This window comes from Clostridium sp. AM49-4BH, assembly GCF_003478335.1.
In the GTDB taxonomy this organism is placed as follows: Bacteria; Bacillota; Clostridia; order Lachnospirales; family Lachnospiraceae; genus Butyribacter.
Genome location: NZ_QUFB01000006.1, coordinates 24,022 through 47,326 on the forward strand (window position 1 = coordinate 24,022; position 23,305 = coordinate 47,326).

At 43.7% G+C, this 23,305-nt stretch carries 14 protein-coding genes, 1 tRNA gene and 2 pseudogenes; 2 read left to right on the top strand and 15 right to left on the bottom strand.

Going from position 1 to position 23,305, the window contains the following annotated elements:
* Nucleotides 1-24 precede the first annotated feature (24 nt).
* The 4 genes from flgK to DW981_RS03055 form a co-directional block, all read right to left on the bottom strand.
* Nucleotides 25-1,947 (bottom strand): flagellar hook-associated protein FlgK, encoded by a 1,923-nt coding sequence (gene flgK, locus DW981_RS03040; protein ID WP_118506734.1) that lies wholly within the window; start codon nt 1,945-1,947, stop codon nt 25-27.
* Nucleotides 1,948-2,041: 94 nt separating this feature from the next.
* Complete coding sequence (locus DW981_RS03045; protein ID WP_118506735.1) at nt 2,042-2,566, bottom strand: flagellar protein FlgN; 525 nt, start codon at nt 2,564-2,566, stop codon at nt 2,042-2,044.
* Between the two features lie 38 nt (nt 2,567-2,604).
* Complete coding sequence (gene flgM, locus DW981_RS03050) at nt 2,605-2,883, bottom strand: flagellar biosynthesis anti-sigma factor FlgM (RefSeq protein WP_022025243.1); 279 nt, start codon at nt 2,881-2,883, stop codon at nt 2,605-2,607.
* A gap of 167 nt (nt 2,884-3,050) precedes the next feature.
* Nucleotides 3,051-4,319 carry a diaminopimelate decarboxylase gene (locus tag DW981_RS03055; RefSeq protein ID WP_022025242.1) on the bottom strand — a complete coding sequence of 423 codons (1,269 nt, stop codon included), beginning with the start codon at nt 4,317-4,319 and terminating at the stop codon, nt 3,051-3,053.
* 253 nt (nt 4,320-4,572) lie between these two features.
* Between DW981_RS03055 and DW981_RS03060 the strand changes: the two are divergent.
* A pseudogene (locus DW981_RS03060) lies at nt 4,573-6,554 on the top strand (DNA gyrase subunit B).
* Between the two features lie 21 nt (nt 6,555-6,575).
* Entirely contained in the window at nt 6,576-8,828 is a 2,253-nt protein-coding gene (locus DW981_RS03065; protein ID WP_022025239.1) for a DNA topoisomerase (ATP-hydrolyzing), read from the top strand.
* A 99-nt stretch (nt 8,829-8,927) separates the two neighbouring features.
* Here the strand turns inward: DW981_RS03065 and DW981_RS03070 are convergent, their stop codons facing one another.
* From DW981_RS03070 to DW981_RS03120, 11 genes and pseudogenes are all read right to left on the bottom strand, one after another.
* Complete coding sequence (locus tag DW981_RS03070) at nt 8,928-9,167, bottom strand: hypothetical protein (RefSeq protein ID WP_118506736.1); 240 nt, start codon at nt 9,165-9,167, stop codon at nt 8,928-8,930.
* A 60-nt stretch (nt 9,168-9,227) separates the two neighbouring features.
* Nucleotides 9,228-10,208, bottom strand: coding sequence for a 6-phosphofructokinase (gene pfkA, locus DW981_RS03075; protein WP_118506737.1), 981 nt, complete (start codon nt 10,206-10,208; stop codon nt 9,228-9,230).
* A gap of 93 nt (nt 10,209-10,301) precedes the next feature.
* Nucleotides 10,302-13,767: pseudogene (locus DW981_RS03080) on the bottom strand (DNA polymerase III subunit alpha).
* Between the two features lie 130 nt (nt 13,768-13,897).
* The gene (locus tag DW981_RS03085; protein ID WP_022025234.1) at nt 13,898-14,158 is read right to left on the bottom strand and encodes an HPr family phosphocarrier protein; all 261 of its coding nucleotides are present in this window, start codon (nt 14,156-14,158) and stop codon (nt 13,898-13,900) included.
* Nucleotides 14,155-15,144, bottom strand: coding sequence for a DNA-binding protein WhiA (gene whiA, locus DW981_RS03090; RefSeq protein WP_022025233.1), 990 nt, complete (start codon nt 15,142-15,144; stop codon nt 14,155-14,157). The genes DW981_RS03085 and whiA overlap by 4 nt, the downstream gene beginning before the upstream one ends.
* 29 nt (nt 15,145-15,173) lie before the next feature.
* Entirely contained in the window at nt 15,174-16,037 is an 864-nt protein-coding gene (rapZ, locus tag DW981_RS03095; RefSeq protein WP_022025232.1) for an RNase adapter RapZ, read from the bottom strand.
* A gap of 188 nt (nt 16,038-16,225) precedes the next feature.
* A complete protein-coding gene (gene murB / locus DW981_RS03100) occupies nt 16,226-17,239 on the bottom strand; it encodes a UDP-N-acetylmuramate dehydrogenase (protein WP_118506738.1) in 1,014 nt (337 codons plus the stop codon).
* A gap of 87 nt (nt 17,240-17,326) precedes the next feature.
* Nucleotides 17,327-17,400, bottom strand: a tRNA-Arg gene (locus tag DW981_RS03105).
* Nucleotides 17,401-17,672: 272 nt separating this feature from the next.
* Complete coding sequence (gene fucO, locus DW981_RS03110) at nt 17,673-18,821, bottom strand: lactaldehyde reductase (protein ID WP_118506739.1); 1,149 nt, start codon at nt 18,819-18,821, stop codon at nt 17,673-17,675.
* Between the two features lie 148 nt (nt 18,822-18,969).
* Entirely contained in the window at nt 18,970-20,853 is a 1,884-nt protein-coding gene (locus tag DW981_RS03115; RefSeq protein WP_022025229.1) for an aryl-sulfate sulfotransferase, read from the bottom strand.
* A gap of 12 nt (nt 20,854-20,865) precedes the next feature.
* Nucleotides 20,866-23,190, bottom strand: a complete 2,325-nt coding sequence (locus DW981_RS03120; protein ID WP_118506740.1) for a Tex family protein — start codon at nt 23,188-23,190, stop codon at nt 20,866-20,868.
* Nucleotides 23,191-23,305 lie beyond the last annotated feature (115 nt).

Sequence of the window (23,305 nt, forward strand, 5' to 3'; positions counted from 1 at the left end):
GCATATTCCATTCCCCCTTCTGCTCTATCCAAGTCGTTCAATCAAATGCTCTAACATCGCATCGATCACTGAAATATAACGTGATGCTGCATTATAGGCGTGCTGATATTTTAACAGATCCACCATTTCTTCTTCACTGGAAACACCCATCACCTGCTGCCGTTTATCCTCAACACTCTCGGTCAGCTTTTGCTGGTTGTCGACCATGCTCTGCCATGTATTTCCCTTCGCACCGAGTGCCGTTACCATAGAGCGGTAATACTCCGCATAGGTATACGTTGTCTCATTGTTGGGATCCAGTGCGGCAAACTTCTCATTCCATTCCGAAAGAATATCCTCAAATACTTTTGTATTGTATCCGCCGGTCTCTCCAAGCTCCGGATTAAGTTTCACCGGAAGCAATGCATAATCTTCTATAACATCCGGATTCACTTCCAGATTCAGCAAAGTATATAACGTATTGGCATCTTCTTCGTCCTCCTCATTGTATACATACAATTTATAAGACTTAGATCCATCCGCATTTGTAATTTCCTGCGCCAACGGAATCTGATTGCCCTCCTCGTCTTTTCCATAAACCTGTGCATCTATGGTAATTACCCGATAGCGATCCGTTGCTTTGCGGGAGAAAACTTCTGTTCCGATCGTCATATCATCATCAGTACCCACTGCACAATTTACAACATCTAGGATCTTGTATTTGCCATCCTGCAAGTTCACAGCATTGCCTTTTGCATCTACACCACTAATTCCTGTAAGATCCTGCGAGATGTTCGGACAAAATGCATCGTTGACCATCGTTACCAATCCATGGATCAACTGATCAAACTGTGCCTGTATCTGTGTAAGTATCGAATTGCCGGTTGTATTATTGTATTTATCTAATTTTTCTTTGAAATCATTACAAGCCAACAAATAACTTGTTTCATCAAATTTGCCAGCATCATCGATATAATCAGACTTGACCGGCTGTACCGGAATATCTTTATAATTGGCGATCTCATTTCCTCTCGCTGTCAAGATACCAAGCAAGGAACCGGTATCTGTCTTGCGCACAGCAGAGTACGCTGTCTCCATATCATAAACATCACTATAACCATTGTCGAGCCATGTAACATTATACATTTCAGATACTGATTTTACTTCATACTGCTGTGTCGCATCGTTGTATTCTTCCTGTTTTATGCGTTCAACACCCATGTGGTAACTTCTCGCATCATTCACTAACGGTGCATTGCCTATAAAGACGCGCACATTGCCGTTATGATCCTCATTGTATGTATAATAAGTATACTCTGCCAGCTCATCAAGGAGCTGGTTTCTGGCATCGCGGTAGTCATTCGCATTTTCCAATCCGGACGCTTCCGCCTCGCGAATACGCTTGTTCAGATCCAAAATCTGTTCTCCAATAGAATTGATCTTATCGACCTGCGCCGTGATCTCTTTATTCAAATTAACCTGGTAGTCCACCAAAGTCTGATAAACATCCTTTGCATTCTTAATAAAAGACTCTGCATTGGATAAAAACAGTTCGCGATTCACGACACTCTGCGGATCGGTCGAAATGGTCTGTAACGAATCCCATATATCCTGCAGTGAATTTTGAAATTCAACACCTTCCAGCTCACCTAAGATGTCTTCAATCTCCTGACTGGTCGTAAGCTGTCTGTCATAAAAGTTTCCTCTACTCACTTCCAGACGATATTCCTTATCCAAGAAAATATCGCGGATCTGTCGAACCTGTGCAACCGCAGTTCCATAACCAATCTGCTGCGTCCCATGGCTTGTCACCTTGATGTTGGAATAGTAAGTATCCCGCAATATATTCTGTTGTCTCGTATATCCGGTCGTTTTGGTATTGGCCAGATTGTGTGCCGCAGTATTCATACCCGCCTGCGAAGCCTTCAATCCGGACACACCGGAATTAAAACTGGTAAATAAGCTCATACGATACTCTCTCTTTCTTTCCGTTATACATAAAAAGCACGAATACCACTCGGAAAATACAGTGTGTCAGAAAAGCTTCCTACTTCTCTGACGATCACTGCTTTGCGTCAAAAGACCCCGTCCCAAAGCCGGCATCAACTCCGCCTCCTGCGGCTGACGCATTTTTGTCGTAATTATTATTTCCCGGTGACATCCGTGTACTTTGAATAAAATTCATATTGAATTCAATCATTTCAAGGGAATTTTCTATTAAATTTTTATTCTTTGTATTAACATCTACCAAGCGTTTCATCGTTTGTTGCAGCTCGTCGTGCAACAACGCCAACCGCTCCTGCTCTTCCGGCTGTTTCCCCAGCAGTTCAATCAAGCCGGTAAGACTTAAATCTTTCACCGGACGATTCAACACCATTCCCATATTGTGCAGAACCTCTTCTCTGCGATGTCCGTACGCAGATGCCTGATCCAGCAATTCCTGTTCTTGATCCGTAATTTCTTGCAATCGCTTTAGATCTCCACGGATCAACACTTCTGTCTTCTGTTCCGATATCGGAATCAGTGTCTGGTAGACTTCCATCTCCTGCTGCAACACGGCAGTCAGGTCATCAATCAAACTTGCCAAATCTGCTCCCTCTTGTCTCCTATTTCAAGAATCCGTTCTTAAAATAAGGAATCAAAATATTTACTCACCATCTTTTCTGCAATCTCCTGTGAAGATACATTATACGTACCGGAAGCAATCGCATCCTTGTACTTATTTACCTTGTCCTCACGAACATCTTCCGCATCCTTCACTGCCTGCTTTGCAATCTGATAATCCTTCGCTGTCTGCGAAATCTGAAATTCGTCTTTCGCATATTTCTTCTCAGTGCGGACATTCTTCGTCGGCTTAGACTGCTGATAAAGTCGGCTTACATGATTTAATGCATCAATTCTCATTGTTATCACCACCTGTTTCTCACTCATTTCAGTGTTTCATACATAATATGTATCGGATTTTTTTTAGATTACTTTAGCATTTGTTATTAATTTTCCAAAATTTCAAAAGAGGCACTGCCCTACTGCAGCGCCTCTTATATAGAAAACATTTACCATTCAGCGATCGATCACTCTTTGACATTTTTAAGAATGTCACAAAAATCAAAGGTTGCAAAATAATCTTTTGGTGTTTCAGCACGACGGATCATTTTGACACTTCCATCTTCCTGTAAAAGCAACTCTGCTGATTTTAATTTGCCATTATAATTGTACCCCATAGCAAACCCATGCGCACCTGCATCATGAATGAACAGGTAATCACCCATATCAATCTTTGGAAGCATACGGTCTACTGCAAACTTGTCGTTATTCTCGCAAAGCGAACCGGTGACATCATATTTGTGATCACATGGTGCATCTTCTTTGCCCAGGACTGTAATATGATGATATGCACCATACATTGCCGGACGCATCAGGTTTACTGCACAGGCATCCAAGCCAATATACTCTTTGTAAATATGTTTTTCATGAATTGCCTTTGCGATCAGTGCACCATAAGGAGCTAACATAAAACGACCAAGCTCTGTAAAGATAGCAACATCGCCAAGCCCTGCCGGAACCATGATCTCCTCAAATTTCTGACGGACACCTTCACCGATCACTGCAATGTCATTTGGCTCCTTATCCGGTGTGTAAGGAATGCCAACTCCACCAGATAAATTCACAAATGCGATCTCCACACCCGTCTCTTTCTGCACTTCCACGGCAAGTTCAAACAAAATGCCCGCCAATGTCGGATAGTATTCGTTAGTCACGGTATTACTTGCCAAAAAAGAATGAATACCAAAACGCTTCGCACCTAACTTTTTCAAACGCTTAAATGCTTCAATAAGCTGTTCCTTGGTCATGCCGTATTTCGCATCACCCGGATTATCCATAATATCGGTACCCATTTGGAATACACCACCCGGATTATAACGACAGCAGATCGTCTCCGGAATACCGGCAACCTCTTCCAAAAAGTCAATGTGAGTAATGTCATCCAGGTTAATAAACGCACCCAGTTCTTTTGCTTTCTGATACTCTTTGGCTGGTGTTACGTTCGAAGAAAACATGATGTCCGATCCCTTAAAGCCACAAGCTTCTGACATCATCAACTCAGTAAGAGATGAACAATCTGTGCCACAGCCTTCTTCCTGCAGGATCTTCAAAATAAATGGATTCGGGGTTGCTTTAACTGCAAAATACTCACGAAAACCTTTGTTCCAAGAAAATGCCTTCTTCATTTTGCGTGCATTTTCACGGATACCCTTCTCATCATACAGATAAAACGGAGTCGGATATGTCTTTGCAATCTCTTCAACCTGTTCCTTCGTAACAAATGGTGTCTTTTTCATAGGTACTCGATGCCTTCTTTCTTAAATATTATGTATTCTAACTTCGGATGTATGAAGTTTGAATTATTTACATTTTCTTATCATATCAAATGACATCCATTTTTGCAATATGGTGGAGGATGTAGATGGGGTGTGTTACAAGTTGCATTTTCTCTATATTTTATGGTATAATAAGGGCTTGGTAGCGAACAGACGTTTGCACCAGATGATTATATGCGGCAGAATGTACACTGCGGCAGGAAATGAGGTAACTATGGCAGAATATACTGGCAAAGATATAGTAATATTAGAAGGACTGGAGGCCGTACGTAAACGCCCCGGTATGTATATTGGTTCCACCGGATCACGTGGCCTGCATCATTTGATCTGGGAGATCCTCGACAATGCTATCGACGAGCATCTCGCCGGTTATTGCAGTGAAATACATATCACACTGCAAAGGATGGTGGCATCTGCATTCAGGATAATGGTCGCGGTGTTCCGGTCGATCTGCATCCCACCAAAAAAATCCCTACAGTCCGTGTCGTCTATACGATTCTGCATGCCGGCGGTAAATTTGGCAATTCTGCCTATAAGGTATCCGGTGGTCTGCACGGCGTCGGTTCTTCCGTTGTAAATGCACTGTCAACGCATATGATCGTAGAAGTACGTCACAACGGTTTGATCTACCGCGATGAATATGCCGATGGCGGTCATCCGGTCTCGCCTCTCGTTAATGGTGAATTGGAGATCATAGGTAAATGCCGCAAATCCGATACCGGCACGAAGGTTACTTTCTATCCGGACCCGGAAATTTTTGAAACGATCACGTTTAAGCCGGACATTATAAAAAAGAAACTAAAAGAGATTGCTTATCTCAATAAAAATCTAAAGTTGATCTATTATAATGAAGCCGAAAATGAAGAACGTACCTACCAGGAAGAGCACGGCATTCAAAGCTTTGTCAGCTATATCAACCGTGATGCGACGCCGATCCATGACACGCCGATCTATATTGAAGGAACAAGCGGTGATATTGAGGTAGAGATCGCATTCCAATACACCACGAATTATTCTGAGCAGATCAATCCCTACTGCAACCGCATCAATGTTGCCGATGGCGGTACGTTGGTGACCGGTTTTAAAACAGCTCTGACACGTGTAATGAACCAGTATGCAAGGGAACTTGGCGTACTTAAAGATAAGGATGAAAACTTTGATGGAAAAGACATCCGTAACGGCATTGTCGCTATTATTTCGATCAAGCACCCTGATCCACAGTTTGAAGGTCAGACCAAGACAAAACTTGGCAACACGGATGCAAAAACGGCGGTCGATGAAGTATTCAGTGCCGAAGTGCAGCATTATTTAGACAAAAATGTAGATATATTGAAAAAAATTCTCGATAACTCCATGAAGTCCTATAATGCACGCAAAGCCGGTGACAAAGCACGCACTGCCGCACTAAAACAGCTCAATGATGTAGATACCAAAAGCAAATTAGCCGCCTGCACCTCCAAAAAGCCGGAGGAATGCGAGATTTACATTGTCGAGGGTGATTCTGCCGGCGGTACGGTTAAAACAGCCAGAAACCGCAAAACACAGGCAGTTCTTCCTCTACGCGGAAAAATACTGAATGTAGAAAAAGCAACTTTAGAAAAAATATTAGTAAACAATGAGATCAAATCTATGATTGCCGCTTTTGGCTGTGGAATCGGCGAAGAATTTGATATTTCCAAACTGCGCTATGATAAGATCATCATCTTAACCGATGCCGATGTCGATGGTGCACATATCAGCACACTGCTGCTCACATTCTTCTATCGCTTTATGCCGGAATTGATCTACTCCGGCAAAGTATACCGTGGTCTTCCACCATTGTATAAAGTAGATTACGAAAAGGCAGGTTCCGGCAAAGCAGGAGCTTCCGCCAAAACGCCAGCAGATGCCAAGCCAAAGAAACGTGGAAAGAAAAAGTATTCCGAATATGTATTTAATGACTTTGAGCTGGAAAAATTCCGCAAGATCAAGGAAAATAAGATCATCGGCATCCAGCGTTACAAAGGTCTCGGTGAAATGGACGCAGAACAGCTTTGGGAAACTACACTGGATCCGGAAAGCCGTATTCTTGCACAGGTAACGATCAGCGATACTGTAGAAGCTGACGATATCACAACAACTTTAATGAGCAGTAATGTCCCACCTCGCCGTGAATTCATTATGGAAGAAGCCAAGTACGCAACGCTCGACATTTAAGATCAGGAGGAATGTGAAAACATGTCACAAAAGGATTCAATTATACAATTAGACTTTACAGAGGAAATGCGTAATTCTTACCGCGATTATGCTGTAAGTGTTATTATTTCCCGTGCGTTGCCGGATGTCCGGGACGGATTAAAACCGGTACAACGCCGTATCTTATATGCAATGACGGAACTCGGTCTGGCTCCGGATAAGCCACATCGAAAGAGCGCGCGTATTGTCGGTGATACCATGGGTAAATATCATCCACATGGCGACAGTTCGATCTATGACGCATTGGTACATATGACAGAAGAGTATTCTCTCTCAATCCCACTTGTTGACGGCCATGGTAACTTTGGCTCGATCGACGGTGACAGTGCTGCTGCCATGCGTTATACGGAGGCACGCCTCTCTCCGGGCGCTATGACAATGTTGGATAATTTGGACAAACAGCTTGTCCCATTTGGACCAAACTTTGATGAAAGCGAGAAGGAACCTTTGGTCCTTCCTGCCACTTTGCCAAATCTGTTGATCAACGGTACAACCGGTATCGCCGTAGGTATGGCAACTAATATGCCGCCGCACAATCCAGCCGAGGTCATTGATGGTGTGATCGCCTATATGAAAAACCCGGACATAACGATCCATGGATTAATGAAATACATTAAAGGACCGGATTTCCCAACCGGAGCGATCATTACAAATGCAGATGAGATCGCACATATTTATGAAACAGGCGAGGGGAAACTAAAGGTTCGTGCCAAAACGGTGATCGAAAAGAGTGATTATGGCCGCCAAAACATTGTAATCACGGAAATTCCGTATACGGTAGCCGGCAACAAAATGAAATTATTAGAAAATCTGGTCAGCCTGACGAAAGACAAAGTATTTGATGAAATTTACGATGTCCGCGACGAGTCTTCGAAAGAAGGTATTCGTCTGGTGATCGAAGTAAAGAAAGACCGTGATGTACAAAATCTTCTCAATGGCTTGTACAAAAAAACTGCCATGGAAGACACCTACGGTGTAAATATGCTTGCTGTAAAAGACAAGCAGCCGATCACGTTCGATCTCAAATCGCTGATCCAGGAATTTGTATTCTTTCAGGAGGAACTTTACACCAAAGAATATACACATCTGCTCAACAAGGCGAACAAGCGTCTGGAAATTGTTGCCGGACTGATCAAAGCGACCGATGTGATCGACTTGATCGTCGAGATCCTGCGCGGCAGTTCCTCCGTTAAACAGGCAAAGGGCTGTCTTGTAAATGGTGTTACGACGGATATCCGCTTCCGAAGCAAAGCTTCTGAAAAGCAGGCCGCAACACTGGATTTTACCGAAACACAGGCAGATGCCATTCTGGCAATGCCGTTAAGCCGTTTAGTCGGCTTGGAACTTCTCAAGCTGCATCAGGAAAACGATACCTTGTTAGCAAATATTGCCGAATACAAAAAAATACTTGGTAATAAAGAGGCTTTACATGATGTTATCAAAAATCGTCTCAGAGCCTACAAAAAACAATTTAACGCTCCTCGTCATACAGAGCTTGCCAACATCACGGCTGCTAATTATGTCGAAGAGATCAAGGAAGAAGACTTGTACGTATTGATCGACCGCTTCGGCTATACGAAATCAGTCGACGCTTCCTCTTACTCCCGCATTGCCCCGGATACTTTGGAAGAATATCATCATATCGTGCCGCTTCGCAATATTGATAAATTATGTGTCTTCACCAAAGGCGGTTATATGCATCAAGTGAAAGCTATGAATATCCCGAAGGGACGTGCCAAGGACAAAGGCGTTCTGATCCAAAACCTATGTAAACTGGAAAATGATGAGCCTCTCCTTTATATTAGTTTTGAAGAATTGTTTGATTCACAGCTTCTATTCATTACGCGAGCCGGCTTTATCAAACTGGTATCCGGTGTCGAGTTTGAAACAAATCGTCAGACAATCGCCTCAACAAAACTGGCAGAAGGTGATGAACTTGTATGCGTACAGCAGGTAGGCATTGAAGATGTGATCAACGCAGACCGTAAAGTAATTGTAATTACCGATCAAGGATTGTCTTTGGGATTTCCGCTTCTCGAAGTTGGTGAACTCAAGAAAACCAGCCGCGGTGTCAAGGGTATCACTTTGATCGGTGATGATCTTGTCAAGCATGCCGGTTTTGTTACGCCGGATATGGAGCGTATAGACTTTGACGGCAAAGCGATCAATCCAAAGAAGATACGCAGCCGCAAACGTGCTGCCAAGGGACAGAAATCGCAAATCGGGACCAAATAAAAGTAAAAAAATCCCCAACCGTTAGATATTATCTTAACAGTTGGGGATTTTCCTATTCACAATATTCTTTTGTCTTTACCGGAATCATTTGTCCGAAAATTACTCTGCGTCATCCTCCGCATCTTCCTCAGACTCATTTCCTTCCATCTCGTTGCCGTCAATGTCAAGGGTAACATACTCTCTGTCATCCACCTCATCAGCGAACACATCTTCAAACTCCTCCTCATCGAAATCTTCGCTCTCATCTTTGTTGAAATACTTTTCGATCACGTAGAATGTTCCTGCAATCGCTGCGCCTGTAGCTGCTGCCCCGATCAAAAATTTCATCATTTTCTTCATATGCCAATACCTCTTTCCTTATATTGCAATTAATGTGCTGGTTACAAACGATCCGCTGTACTAACCTCTGGTTGTCAGCTTCTTCATAATGTGAAACAAATAAGGATCCAATCCCTTCGTCATTGCCAATGCTTCCTGAATATCGTAATCCTTAAATTCACCATTGTGATATCCTACAACACGGTTGCTGGCACCCTCACACAACAATTCTACCGCTCTGGCACCCATTGCAGATGCATATACACGATCTTTGCAAGTTGGATTGCCACCACGCTGTATATGACCTAGGATCGTTGCTCTCGTCTCTACTCCGGTAGCAAGCTCAATAACCTTAGCCATCTCATTGGAATTACCGATACCTTCTGCATTAACAATAATATGATTCTTCTTACCCATCTTACGGCGATCCTGAATCTTGGTAATAATACGCTGAATATCACCATGATATTCCTCTGTGGTCAAAATGTACTCTGCACCACTGGCAATACCGGTCCACAATGCAATGTGTCCTGCGGTACGTCCCATTACCTCGACGATACTGCAACGCTCATGAGATTCCGACGTGTCGCGCAGGCGATCGATCGCCTCCATCGCTGTGTTGATCGCTGTATCGAATCCAATCGTATATTCCGTACAAGCAATATCAAGATCGATCGTTCCCGGAACACCGATCGTGTTGATGCCCTGCTCAGAAAGTCTGCTTGCACCATTAAAGGAACCATCTCCACCAATAACAACAATTCCGTCAATGCCGTGTTTGCGGCAGATCTCAGCACCTTTCATCTGATATTCTAATTTCTTAAACTCCAGACAACGCGCTGTATAAAGGATTGTACCGCCAAGCTGAATGATATCCGATACATCGAGTGATGACATATCAAAAATATCTTCTTCCAAAAGTCCCGCAAAACCGCGACGAATACCTTTGACATGTAATCCATTCGCAATACCGGTACGTACTACCGCACGTATCGCTGCATTCATACCCGGCGCATCTCCACCGCTCGTCAAGACACCAATCGTTTTTACTGCATTGCTCATTATCTAGTCCCCCTTGCTTCTCTTGCTGTAATTTCTACGCTGCAACCTTCTAACAATGCAACGCATTTCATATAAATTTTACGCTAAAATCAACTATTTTTCAATACTCTTTTCTTTAATCGCCACAGATTCTTTTCCATATTCTTCCAATGCACCTTCAGCCACCAGTCTTCGTGCATTCGTCTCATACGATCTTGGCAATTTTTTTACCTGATGCTCTTGCTCCAGGTAAATACAGATCGTATCAGTGCCATCCTCGCTAACTACCTGCTGCAACAGCTTTTTCTCTACGGCTAAGTAAGCTTCCTTATTAGCAAACCGAATCCATAATTCACAAGGAATACGGTCAAAAGGGATAATATCCTGACATATCACTTTGCCGGCTTTATTTTCTTCCGTCTGTGCCCGTCCCTTGACAAAAACTTTCGACCCCTCCACTAACAAATGTTTCTTCTTTTCATAGGTCTGAGGAAATACTATAATTTCCACTGTCCCATACAGATCCTCGATCGAAGCGATCGCCATCATCGTATTATTTTTTGTTGTTTTCACGATTTTATTCACGAGCAGACCTCCGATGACAACACGTTCACCATCTGTAACACTGTTGTCTTCCTGCTCTTCTTCGGCTGCAAAATCGGTCGAAATACAGGTACAATTTTTTTTCATCAAAGCAACATATTCTTCCAATGGGTGCCCACTGACATAGATTCCCATCACCTCTTTTTCATAAGTTAGCAGCTCCTCCTTTGGGAACTCCTCTACATTCGGCAATGGATACTGCTTTGCTTTCGCAAAGCCCTCGTCACCAAGATCAAATAACGATACCTGTCCTGCCATATTGTTACGCCTGTCTTTGCTGACAGCATCCATAATATTCGCATAGGCAATGACCTTTTGATGACGGTTGCCCGGAAGCGAATCCATCGCACCGGATTTAATAAGATTCTCCACCACATGCTTATTCACTTCTCCGGAATCCAGTCTCTCCAAGAAATTTTGGAGTGAAGCATAGGCTCCCCCACTTTTTCGCTCCGCAACAATACGCTCGATCACATTCACGCCAATCCCCTTGATCGCGGACATTCCAAAACGAATTCCACCATCCGCAACCGAAAAGTCTGAATAGCCTTCATTAATATCCGGCGAAAGCATCGGGATGCCCAGTTCTTTACAGTTCATTGTATAGTGTATTACCTTAGACGTATTATCACGCACAGATGTCATCAGTGCTGCCATAAACTCTATCGGATAATGACATTTCAAATATGCCGTCTGATAGCTCACAACCGCATACGCTGCCGCATGCGATTTGTTAAAGGCATACTTCGCAAAATCGATCATTTCGTTATATATTTTATTAGCAACTTCCTCGGAAATGCCGTTTGCAATACAACCCTTAACACCCTCGGCTTCATTACCATATACGAAGTTTTGGCGTTCTGCCTCCATGACCTTTTCTTTTTTCTTAGCCATCGCACGGCGTACCAGATCGCTTCGGCCAAAACTATATCCGGCCAGACTGCGCACGATCTGCATTACCTGCTCCTGATACACAATACAGCCATACGTCGGCGCCAAGATCGGCTCAAGCTGCGGGCAGTCATACACAATGCTGTCACGGTTATTTTTGCCCTCTATATATTGTGGAATGAAATCCATCGGCCCCGGACGGTACAACGCATTTCCTGCCAAAATATCTTCCATACACTCTGGTTTAAGCTCCGTCATAAAGCTCTTCATGCCACCGCTTTCCAACTGGAAGACACCGTCCGTCTTACCGGCACTGATCATGTCAAACACTTCTTTGTCATCAAATGGAATGCTAAGAAGCGTATCGTCTTCGATTCCTGCCATTTTAGCTGCATTTTGTATGACTGTTAGCGTTCGAAGACCCAGGAAGTCCATCTTAAGCAGCCCCAATTCTTCTAATACCGTCATCGTATACTGCGTCGTGATCGTTCCATCAGACGCCTTGGACAATGGAACATATTCGTCTACCGGCTTTGGACTGATCAGTACACCGGCTGCATGCATCGAGGTATGTCTTGGAAGTCCCTCCAGCCGCATGGACATATCGATCAAATTCTTAGCTTGTTCATCTGATTCATAAATTTCACGCAATTCCGGATTGACCTGCAATGCCTCTTTGATCGTAACTTTTGCTCCCTGCTTTGGCATCGGGATCTGCTTGGCGATCACATCCACATAATTATACGGCAGATCCAGCACACGCCCTACATCCCGGATCGCATTTCGTGCTGCCATCGTACCAAAAGTCACGATCTGCACAACGTGATCTTTGCCATATTTACGCACTACATAATCAATCACTTCCGGTCTTCGCTCATAGCAAAAGTCAATATCGATATCAGGCATCGTAACACGTTCCGGATTTAAGAAACGCTCAAACAACAGATCATATTTGATTGGATCGATGCTGGTAATGCCAAGCGAATATGCTACAATACTTCCTGCTGCACTGCCTCGTCCCGGTCCAACACTGATCCCATTTTCTCGCGCATAGCGAATGAAGTCCCACACGATTAGGAAGTAATCAACAAAACCCATTGTCCGAATCGTATCCAATTCGTAATCCAGTCTTTCCTGCAGTTGCGTGGTGATCTCTTCATAACGCTTCTTCATGCCATCCTGGCAAAGTTTTTGCAGATAACTATCCGCTGTAAATCCCTCCGGGACATCATATTTCGGAAGTTTATATTTACCAAACTCAATCTCCACATGGCACCGCTCAGCGATCTTAGAAGTATTCTCTAACGCCTCCTGTGCATAAGGAAACAGTGCTTTCATCTCGTCTTCGCTCTTAAGATAATACTGTCCTCCCTCATAGCGCATGCGATCTTCATCCTGTACCTTTTTCTGCGTTTGTATGCATAGCATATATCATGTGGTTCTGCATCTTCTGCCGTGATATAATGCACATCGTTGGTTGCAACCAAAGGAATCTTTAACTCCTCACTCATACGCAAAAGCCCTTGATTCACGGTTGCCTGATCTGCAATTCCATGATCCTGCAATTCCAGGTAAAATGATCTTTCCCAAAAATATCATATAGGCGCTCTGCCTCTTTCTTGGCTGTCTCATATTGTCCATACCTAAGTGCCGTGGCAACTGCTCCGGCAAGGCATGCACTAAGCGCGATCACACCTTCGTGATACTTTTCAAGCACTTCATAGTCAACACGAGGTTTATAATAAAATCCTTCGGTAAATCCTTTGGATACGATCTTGATCAGATTCGAATATCCAACGTTATTCTCTGCCAATAACACTAAATGATTGTAACGGCCTTCTCCCTTCGTTACCTCACGATCAAAACGCGATCCCGGTGCAACATATACCTCACATCCGATCACAGGATTGATCCCTGCCGCTCTTGCTGCACGATAAAATTCAATAACACCGTACATATTACCATGATCGGTAATGGCAATATTCTTCATTCCCAATTCTGCAGCTCGCGCGATCAGCTCTTTGATCTTACAGGAACCGTCCAGCAAAGAATATTCGGTATGCACATGTAAATGCGTAAAACTCATAGTAAACCTCCATGTTTCCTCAGCCTGCAGCTTCTTTACAGGGCATCCGGAAAACGATATAGAAAATGCAAAAAGGCAAAGTTAGCACTTTGCCTTTTGTGTTACCCAAATAATATGTTTGGTTTGTCCATTATGCCTGTGCCGCACTAAGGTACTTCTCAATTTCATCCATGGCATTTGTCTCATCATCTCCATCGATCGATACTACGACCTCTTCTCCTGCGGAGAGTCCTAAAGACATAAGTCCCATAATGCTCTTAGCATTCACTTTCTTATTTTCACATTCAACATAGATACGACTGTCATATTGACTTGCAACCTGAACCAATACTGCAACCGGTCTTGCCTCTAATCCGTTCTTTAATTGGATTTTAATTTTCTTTGTTATCATGACCTTTCCTCCTTTGGTTTGAGGCTGATTTCTTGTTCCGCCCGCAAACGCTCTGCAATTTCACTTAACTTTCGTAAACGATGATTTACTCCCGACTTTCCAAGTGGCTTGGATAATTTCTGTCCAAGCTCTGCCAATGGCAGATCAGGATATTCCAATCGCAGCTCTGCAATCTCGCGTAGCCCATCGCTTAACCAGCGAACCCCTTTGGCAGTCTCTATGTACTGTATATCTTCAATCTGTCTCGCAGCTGCAGTTACTGTTTTATGAATGTTAGCCGTTTCACAGTTGACCTGTCGATTTACTGAATTACGTACTTCTTTCAAAATACGAACATTCTCAAAATCCATCAATGCCTGATGTGCCTCCATAACATTTAAGGTGTCCACGATCATAGAACCTTCTTTTACATATAAGACATGATATTTCTTTCGATCTACAATCTTCGCCTCTATTTGAAAGGAAGCCACGATCTGCTGCAATTGCAAACAAAACGACTCTGATAACACTGCAATTTCGAGATGATACGCCTTCTCCGGATTAGTTATTGATCCCGCCGCCATAAACACACCTCGCAAATACGCACGTTTGCAACATGTATTCTGCACTAAGCGGCTTGGAATCGTCGACAGATCGCCCCATCGATCCTCTGATTCACTCAATAATTTAATCGCTTTTAGGATCTCATATGCCTTGTCCTGCGCCAATACCAGCAAATGATACACCGGCGTTCTTGTCTGCAAACTATGGTTCCGGATCCTAATCTGCGTTTCCGCCTGAAACGCCATCTTTATTAAGATATAAGATTTTCTTGCTACTGTCAAGTTTTCCGTATGTACTTCCAAATAAATACTACCGTTCTTGCGATGTCGGATCTTACCACAAAGAGCAAAAAGCGCTGCAAATTCCGCAATCTGACAGTGTCTTGCCGGGCTTAACTGCGAAGCAAGTTCCTCTTTCACCTTTCCAGAAAATGACATTTTCATAGCAATCTTACATTCCTTTCTAAGCCCGCTCACTTGGCGTCCCGTTCAATATCGCGATGTTCCATCTTGACCGTATATGGCAAAGATTTCATCTGTGATTCCAGGGCACGCACCATCGAAACAGACCGGTGCTTTCCTCCGGTACATCCAATACTGATCACAATCTGATTCTTTCCCTCGGCAATATAATTCGGTATAAGAAACTTCACCATTTCAAATAGCTGGCGTTGAAATTCTTTTGCCTGCGGCGCAGCCATCACGTAATCATACACCGCCGGATCATTTCCTGTCAGCGGTTTGAGCGTTGGAATATAATATGGATTTGGCAGAAAACGTACATCAAACACGAGATCGGAATCTTCCGGTATACCATATTTGAATCCAAAGGACAACAGTGTCACAAAGAAATTCTCATACTCTTCTTCTCCCAGAAAAATACGATCCACCTCATGCTTTAACTCACGTACCAGCATATGACTGGTATCTAAAATATAATCCGCACGCTTTTTGATATGGGCAAGCTCTACTCGCTCTGCCGCAATCGCCTTATCGACACGCCCCTGCAATGCTAACGGATGATTACGTCTCGTCTCCTTATAGCGTTTTACAAGCACACTGTCATCTGCCTCCAGAAACAGCACCTCATAAGGATATCCTTCCTGCTTCATCTTGTCCAAGATGTTATCAAGATCAGACAATCCCTGCAAATTACGCACGTCGATGCCAAGACCCATCTTGTCGACAGTCTCCTGCTCGTCCACCATTAACTTTGTCATCTTCGGAATAAAATGCACCGGCAAATTATCCACGCAAAAATATCCGAGATCTTCGAGCATCTTTAAAACAGAACTCTTTCCTGCACCCGACATTCCGGTAACGATCACAAATCTCATATTCGCCCTCATTTCTACATAATCGTCCAACAACAATGCCGCCGTTTTATGACGAACTATGCCGTTTCTCTGTTAATTCCTGCATATCACTGGCCACTTCAGCATATTGCTAAGCCGTTCCAGTATATTACTGACCACTTCAGCATATTGCTAAGCCGTTCCAGTATATTACTGACCACTTCAGCGTATTACTGTTCCGGAAGTCTCTTAACTTCCGTCTCAAGGGTGACACCAAACTGCTCCTTAACAGTCTGCTGCACATGCCTGATCACTGCATCTGCCTGTGCGCAGGTTCCCTGTCCTACATTGACCACGAAGCCACAGTGTTTCTCCGACACCATGATATCACCAACCCGATATCCTTTCAATCCGGCGTCCTCGATCAATTTACCGGCAAAGTATCCTTCCGGCCGCTTAAAAGTACTGCCTGCACTTCCATATTCTAACGGCTGCTTTTCACGGCGTTTCGCATTTAATTCCTGCATCTGCGCCTTGATCTGCGCCCTGTCTCCCTGTTCAAAAGCAAATAACGCTGACACAACGATAAGCCCCTGTTCCTGCACAATACTGTGTCGATAAGACAAATGTAGTTCTTCCGCTGAAAACAAATGGATCTTACCTGTTCGATCGATCATTTTAGCAGCTACGATCACGTCCTTGATCTCGCCACCATATGCACCTGCATTCATCGTCACTGCGCCGCCGAGCGTTCCCGGAATACCTCCGGCAAATTCGAATCCTGCAAGTCCTTGATCTGCAATCCGGGCTGCAAGTGTTGAAAGCATCACTCCCGCACCGGCACTCACATAGGCCTTAGCAGTTGATATGCACTGCTTAACCCCATATTCCTCCAGCAATGCCGCTTTCTCTGTTTCACTGGCATCTGCCGGAAAAATTCGGATCTGATGCAGTTCACCGACCTGCTCTGCTTCCTTATTCATACGATGCAGCGACAAGATCACACCGTCGTATCCTTCGTCCGCAACTAACAGATTACTTCCATTCCCTAATATATACCATTGCATCTGCACCTCTTCCAAATATTTAATGCACGCAGCCAACTGCTCCGCAGAGTCCGGTTCTACAAACCATTTTGCCGGCCCCCCGATTCGGAAAGTAGTATGCTTGGCAAGCGGTTCCTCCTCGCGAACCCGATCCTTGCCGACAATTTGTTCCAATCTATCTATTTCAAATATATGCATTATAACGTTACGATCCTTTCTTATTAGTGTTCCAAACAATTCCTTATTGTAACAAAAAAGGCCTTGATTAATCAAGACCTTTGTAAGCGTGCGCGAGAAGATTCGAACTCCCGACCTTCTGATCCGTAGTCAGACGCTCTATCCAGCTGAGCTACGCGCACATTTCTTATGTTTTGTACGTCATCTGTACCGTACTTGATATACTATACACTAGTATTTTCAAAAATGCAAGCATTTTTTTCAATTTTTTTAATTTTTTTTATTCTTTGACATAATAAACGATATGATATGACAGAACTGTTAAAGGGAAGGGAGGCTTAAAAGGATGAAAAAAGGCAAAACGAGCATTTTCCTATACCCTGAAAAAACTGCGTGACACTCTTATTTCAAAGTGCCACGCAGCCCATTATTTTAGATTGAAACTATGATCTGATTACAGTAAGCTCTCATACAGCTTCGTAATGTCCTCAACACTTGTCTCCTTTGGATTGCCCGGACGGCAAGCATCATCATATGCAGACTGTGCTAAGAATGGAATATCTTCTTTCTTAACAATATCCTTGAGATCTGTAGGGATTCCAACATCTTTGGAAAGCTGTTTTACAGCATCAACGGCTGCTTTACGATACTCTTCCTGAGACATATTCTCTGTACCTTCAACACCCATTGCCTTTGCAATATCACGATATTTCTCACCTGTTGCCTCTGCGTTATACTCCATAACAGTAGGAAGAATGATCGCATTTGCGATTCCATGTGGTGTATCATACAATGCGCCAAGTGGATGTGCCATAGAATGAACAATTCCAAGACCTACGTTGGAGAAGCCCATTCCTGCAACGTACTGACCAAGAGCCATTCCCTCACGTCCTTCCGGCGTATTGTCTACTGCTCCACGAAGAGAACGTGCAATGATCTCAATTGCTTTGAGATGGAACATGTCGGACAATTCCCATGCTCCTGCCGTAATGTAACCCTCAATCGCATGTGTTAAAGCATCCATACCGGTTGCTGCAGTAAGCCCCTTAGGCATAGAAGACATCATCTCGGAATCGATAAATGCCACAACAGGAATGTCATGCGGATCTACACAAACCATCTTGCGATTCTTAGCTGCATCTGTAATAACGTAATTGATCGTAACCTCTGCAGCAGTTCCTGCTGTCGTAGGTACTGCAAAGATCGGTACGCTCTTATTCTTGGTATCTACAGCGCCCTCTAAGCTGACAACATCCTCATGCTCAGGATTGTTGATAATGATACCGATTGCTTTCGCAGTATCCATAGAAGAACCGCCGCCAATAGCGATCAGATAATCTGTTCCTGCATCCTTAAATGCCTGTACACCTGTCTGAACATTTTCAATCGTTGGATTTGGTTTAATATTTGAATACAGCTCATATGCCATACCATTTTTCTCAAGTACATCCAACACTTTCTGTGTTACACCAAACTTTACCAAATCCGGATCCGAACATACAAACGCTTTCTTAAAACCACGAATTTTAGTTTCTGTTGCAATCTCTGCAATAGCTCCTGCCCCATGATACGATGTCTCATTTAATACAAATCTGTTTGCCATACTAGAATCCTCCTGTAAAATAATAAAAGTAATTTTGTTGAAATTGCACAAATTTCTGTGTATTTCCCAAAGTTTTTAGTATAATTATACGAAATTTTCTCATAAAAAGCAAGATTCACTTTGTGAAAACTTTATAAACTACACGTCGTTATTTCACTCGCAATTCATTGCGCAGCTTGCGAATCTTTCCCTGGAACTGCAAATACATATCATATTCTCCAGGTTCCAGTCCATCCACCTGCACAGCAAAGATTTCTTTACGTCTGCCCATACGCAGTTGCGAATAATCTTGTACATATGTCTTATGCTCACCCTTAAAATACAGCTTTTCAACTGCACCAGGCAGCATCGAATACTGCAAAAGATTCTCGCACAAATGCACGTTACCGAAGAAGGTACCACGAATACGCTGATCCGTTTTTTTCGGCATTGTTCCATGAAATTCTTCCGGTGTTGGGAGCTTACCAAACTCTGTCTGATCATGCAGCCCCATCCCCACACAAAAGGAAGGAATGTCCGGATGAAACTCCCAAGCCCACAAAAAGTTTTTAGTCAACTTAAACGTCTTCTCAACTTCGCCGTTTTCGCCATTGACCAACTGGATCTGGGAATGAAGTTCTGTCGTACGGTCTTGCGTGATACCTGTCAAATGGAAATACTTGTTGTATTCTTTTGTATAAAGGGCACTACCAAACTGCATCGTTTTCAAACAGTCTTTCTTGCTCTCCTGTACATATGTGCCGGCAGCCTCATCGATCGACACACGAAGCACCGCAGAATGTTGTGCATCATTGTAACCGCCATCTACCGCCCCTTTAGTACCTGTGCTATAGATCAACAATTCGTGCTCATCCATCCAAACAGCCTTATCCGGTCTTCCCATTTCGATATCAGCACCCTCTGTCTTCAAAGCGATGGCTTCCAACTCTGTATCCTGCCAGATTGATTTTGGTGCCAGCACCCAATCCAATTTGCCACTCTCCAGATCAAGCTGTGCGATCGTGTGTATACGCTTTAATGTCAACAAAAGCTTTCCGTCGCGGTACTCCATCGCTGAAAAAAGCAGCCATTCCTTACCGGTGTGGTATTTTTCTCCCAGCAAGTCAATCAGCTTAATGCGGCGTACGATCTCACCGGTATTCATATCCATCGTAAGAATACAGTCATTATAATGCTCTCCATCGGACGAGGTCACAAGATACAACGAACTATCGTGCTGTGCTAATGCAGTACCGATCGGTTCATTCAAAATATATGTGCGATACACTCTGCCCATATAATCCATTTCATGATAACGGCACGGCTGGATCTTGCCCATGCTGTTTACAATGTTAGCTGTTCGATCTGCCAGCAGAACATGACCATTCGGCATCGGTATCATACCCATCTTATAGGTACGAAGCTGCATTGAATATCGGATCGCACCATCTGCATCAAAGACCAATGGACTAAAAGCGGCACCGTTGACTGCCAGCAGCGGCATTGCTGCAGATTTATCTCCCTCTACTTCCATCACAAGATCCTTTTGGTTTTCAGGCACTTCTGAAACAAAAATACGGATCACTCGATGCTTTACAACTTTTCCTTCTCGATCGATCAGAGACAGATCTACCGTATTGCTACGTTCGAAATACAACCCCAAGATTGCCACACGATGTCTTGTTGTATAGCTGGATTCACCAACAAAATCATTGCCATTATCTCCGAACACACGATAGCGCACCTTGTACTCCTTGGAAGAGTTGAACAGGATAAGGGCTGTCTGTTTAGCCACTCCATATGGATTTGGAATAACCAGCACGTGAGAAAATGTGTACAAATGTCTGTCCAAGATCCGCTCAAAAGCGTAATCGCGCAGCTGTGCCAAAAACGCCCGCTTTGGCTCTTTTCGGTACGGCGTCATAACCTTACGGTTGTCATACTGCGCCAACTCACGCTCATACATGCGATCCATTTTGTTGAGATCACTTTCACTCAATGTGACCTTTGTTCCTTTTCTTACTTCAACAAATAATTTTTCACGTAAGTTCATATGCTCTCCTCTTTATAATTTCATAGTCAACTGAATACGCTGTTTTTTGAGATCAACACCCATTACTTTGACATCAACGATATCTCCGACACTGACAACATCCAACGGGTGTTTGACAAATTTCTTATCCGACATTTCGGACACATGTACCAATCCATCCTGATGAACGCCGATATCTACAAACGCACCAAAATCAATAACATTTCGAACTGTCCCCTTAAGGATCATGCCCTCTTTGAGATCTTTCATCTCTAACACATCTGTTCGAAGGATCGGTTTTGGCATTTCATCACGAGGATCTCTCGCAGGTTTCTCCAATTCCTTCAAGATATCAACCAGCGTGATCTCACCAATACCAAGCTCGTCAGCCATTTTCTTTTTGTCTTTCACACGCTTCTGCAAACTGCCGGAGGCTTTGTTCTCTGTCGGTGTTTCTTCCGTCTCACCGCTCGGCAGGTCTATCGAGCCAAAGGCTTCCGCAAAGGCTGCGCCAAAGGCTGTGTGCGTATTGCGTACAACAAACTGCTGTTTCTTTTTCTTTGGAGCGGTTTTCTTCTTGGCTAATGGGGACTGCTGTTTGGCCGCTTCCGTCTGGATCTTTTTGAGTTCTTCCGTGTCAATGCCAAGCTTATCTAATAATGCATTGGCTGCATCATAAGTCTCCGGATGAACGCTCGTTGCATCCAATGGATTTTTTCCATCCAAAATACGCATAAAACCTGCACACTGTTCAAAGGCTTTCGGTCCCAGTTTTGGTACTTTTAACAACTCTTTACGTGACGTAAACTTTCCGTTTTCTTCACGATACGTAACGATGTTCTTTGCGATCACTTTGCTGATACCGGAAATATACTCTAACAGTGAAGCGGATGCTGTATTCAGATCCACACCAACTTTATTTACACAATCTTCCACAACACCGGATAATGTTTCCCCTAACTTCTTCTGATTCATATCATGCTGATACTGTCCTACACCGATAGACTGTGGATCGATCTTCACCAACTCTGCCAGCGGATCCTGCAAACGTCTTGCGATCGACGCTGCACTTCGCTGTCCCACATCAAAATTCGGAAATTCCTCGGTGGCAAGTTTACTTGCGGAATAAACTGAAGCACCTGCTTCATTTACAATAATATACTGCACAGGTTCTTTGATCTCATGCAGCATATCCGCAATGATCATTTCCGACTCGCGGGATGCCGTTCCATTGCCGACGGAGATCAGAGAAATTCCGTATTTCTGGATCAGTTTTTTCACCTCACGTTTTGCCTCTTCGACCTTGTTCTGCGGTGCTGTCGGATAGATCACCTTCGTATCTAACACTTTACCGGTTGGGTCTACCACAGCAAGTTTACAACCGGTACGAAATGCAGGATCCCAGCCCAAAACTGTCTTACCGGCAATCGGCGGCTGCATCAAAAGCTGCTCTAGGTTTTTACCAAATACTTTGATCGCACCGTCTTCTGCCTGCTCAGTCAACTCATTACGAATCTCGCGATCGATAGCAGGCGCGATCAAACGCTTATAACTGTCTGTCACTGCCTCTTCTAACACCGGCGTTACGATCTCATTTTCCTCTGTGATCGTCTTTTTGCATAGATACGTAAGAATACGTTCTTCCGGAGCCTCCAGTTTTACCACTAGGAATTTTTCCTTTTCACCACGATTTAACGCAAGAACACGATGACCGGCAATCTTTTTAACCGGCTCCTGATATTCATAATACATCTCATAAACAGACTGCGCCTTTTCATCCTTGGCAGTTGATGTAAGGATACCTTCTTCCCGTGTTATATCACGGATATATTTACGATAATCTGCATTATCAGAAATCTGCTCGGCAATAATATCTCTCGCTCCTGCAATCGCATCTGCAACATCTTTCACTTCTTTTTCCTCAGATACATACTGCTCGGCAATCGTTTCTAACGGCTCTGTCACTTCTTGTGCCAAAATGATCTGCGCTAATGGCTCTAATCCCTTTTCCTTGGCGATGATCGCTCTTGTACGGCGTTTTGGACGATACGGACGATACAAGTCCTCCACGAGCACCTGTGTCTCTGCTGCAAGGATCTGTGCCTTCAATTCATCGGTCAATTTTCCTTGTTCTTCAATCGTTGCAAGAACCTGTTCCTTTTTTTCTTCCAGTGTACGCAAATAAGTTAATCGCTCACTCAGATTACGGAGTTGTTCATCATTCAACGAACCATGTGCTTCTTTACGGTATCTGGCAATAAACGGGATCGTATTGCCCTCGTCGATCAGTTTTATGACCGCCTCTACCTGCTGCGGACGAATTTCTAACTCTGCTGCTATTTTCTTTACAATATCCATAGTATCCTACATTCCTTTCTATACGCACTTTGCCTATGCATCAAGAGTAAAATAGGCAGCCACTCGATACGCGGCTGCCCTTCTTTACCTTGAACTCTTAAATTTTCCGCGCTGA

Coding starts and splice junctions, on each gene's coding strand:
- pfkA (WP_118506737.1), bottom strand. CDS start 10,208: ATGAGCAATGCAGTAAAAACGATTGGTGTCTTGACGAGCGGTGGAGAT.
- flgM (WP_022025243.1), bottom strand. CDS start 2,883: ATGAGAATTGATGCATTAAATCATGTAAGCCGACTTTATCAGCAGTCT.
- DW981_RS03055 (WP_022025242.1), bottom strand. CDS start 4,319: ATGAAAAAGACACCATTTGTTACGAAGGAACAGGTTGAAGAGATTGCA.
- rapZ (WP_022025232.1), bottom strand. CDS start 16,037: ATGAGATTTGTGATCGTTACCGGAATGTCGGGTGCAGGAAAGAGTTCT.
- DW981_RS03070 (WP_118506736.1), bottom strand. CDS start 9,167: ATGAAGAAAATGATGAAATTTTTGATCGGGGCAGCAGCTACAGGCGCA.
- DW981_RS03115 (WP_022025229.1), bottom strand. CDS start 20,853: ATGAACTTACGTGAAAAATTATTTGTTGAAGTAAGAAAAGGAACAAAG.
- murB (WP_118506738.1), bottom strand. CDS start 17,239: ATGCATATATTTGAAATAGATAGATTGGAACAAATTGTCGGCAAGGAT.
- DW981_RS03120 (WP_118506740.1), bottom strand. CDS start 23,190: ATGGATATTGTAAAGAAAATAGCAGCAGAGTTAGAAATTCGTCCGCAG.
- DW981_RS03065 (WP_022025239.1), top strand. CDS start 6,576: ATGTCACAAAAGGATTCAATTATACAATTAGACTTTACAGAGGAAATG.
- whiA (WP_022025233.1), bottom strand. CDS start 15,144: ATGAAAATGTCATTTTCTGGAAAGGTGAAAGAGGAACTTGCTTCGCAG.
- DW981_RS03085 (WP_022025234.1), bottom strand. CDS start 14,158: ATGATAACAAAGAAAATTAAAATCCAATTAAAGAACGGATTAGAGGCA.
- fucO (WP_118506739.1), bottom strand. CDS start 18,821: ATGGCAAACAGATTTGTATTAAATGAGACATCGTATCATGGGGCAGGA.
- flgK (WP_118506734.1), bottom strand. CDS start 1,947: ATGAGCTTATTTACCAGTTTTAATTCCGGTGTGTCCGGATTGAAGGCT.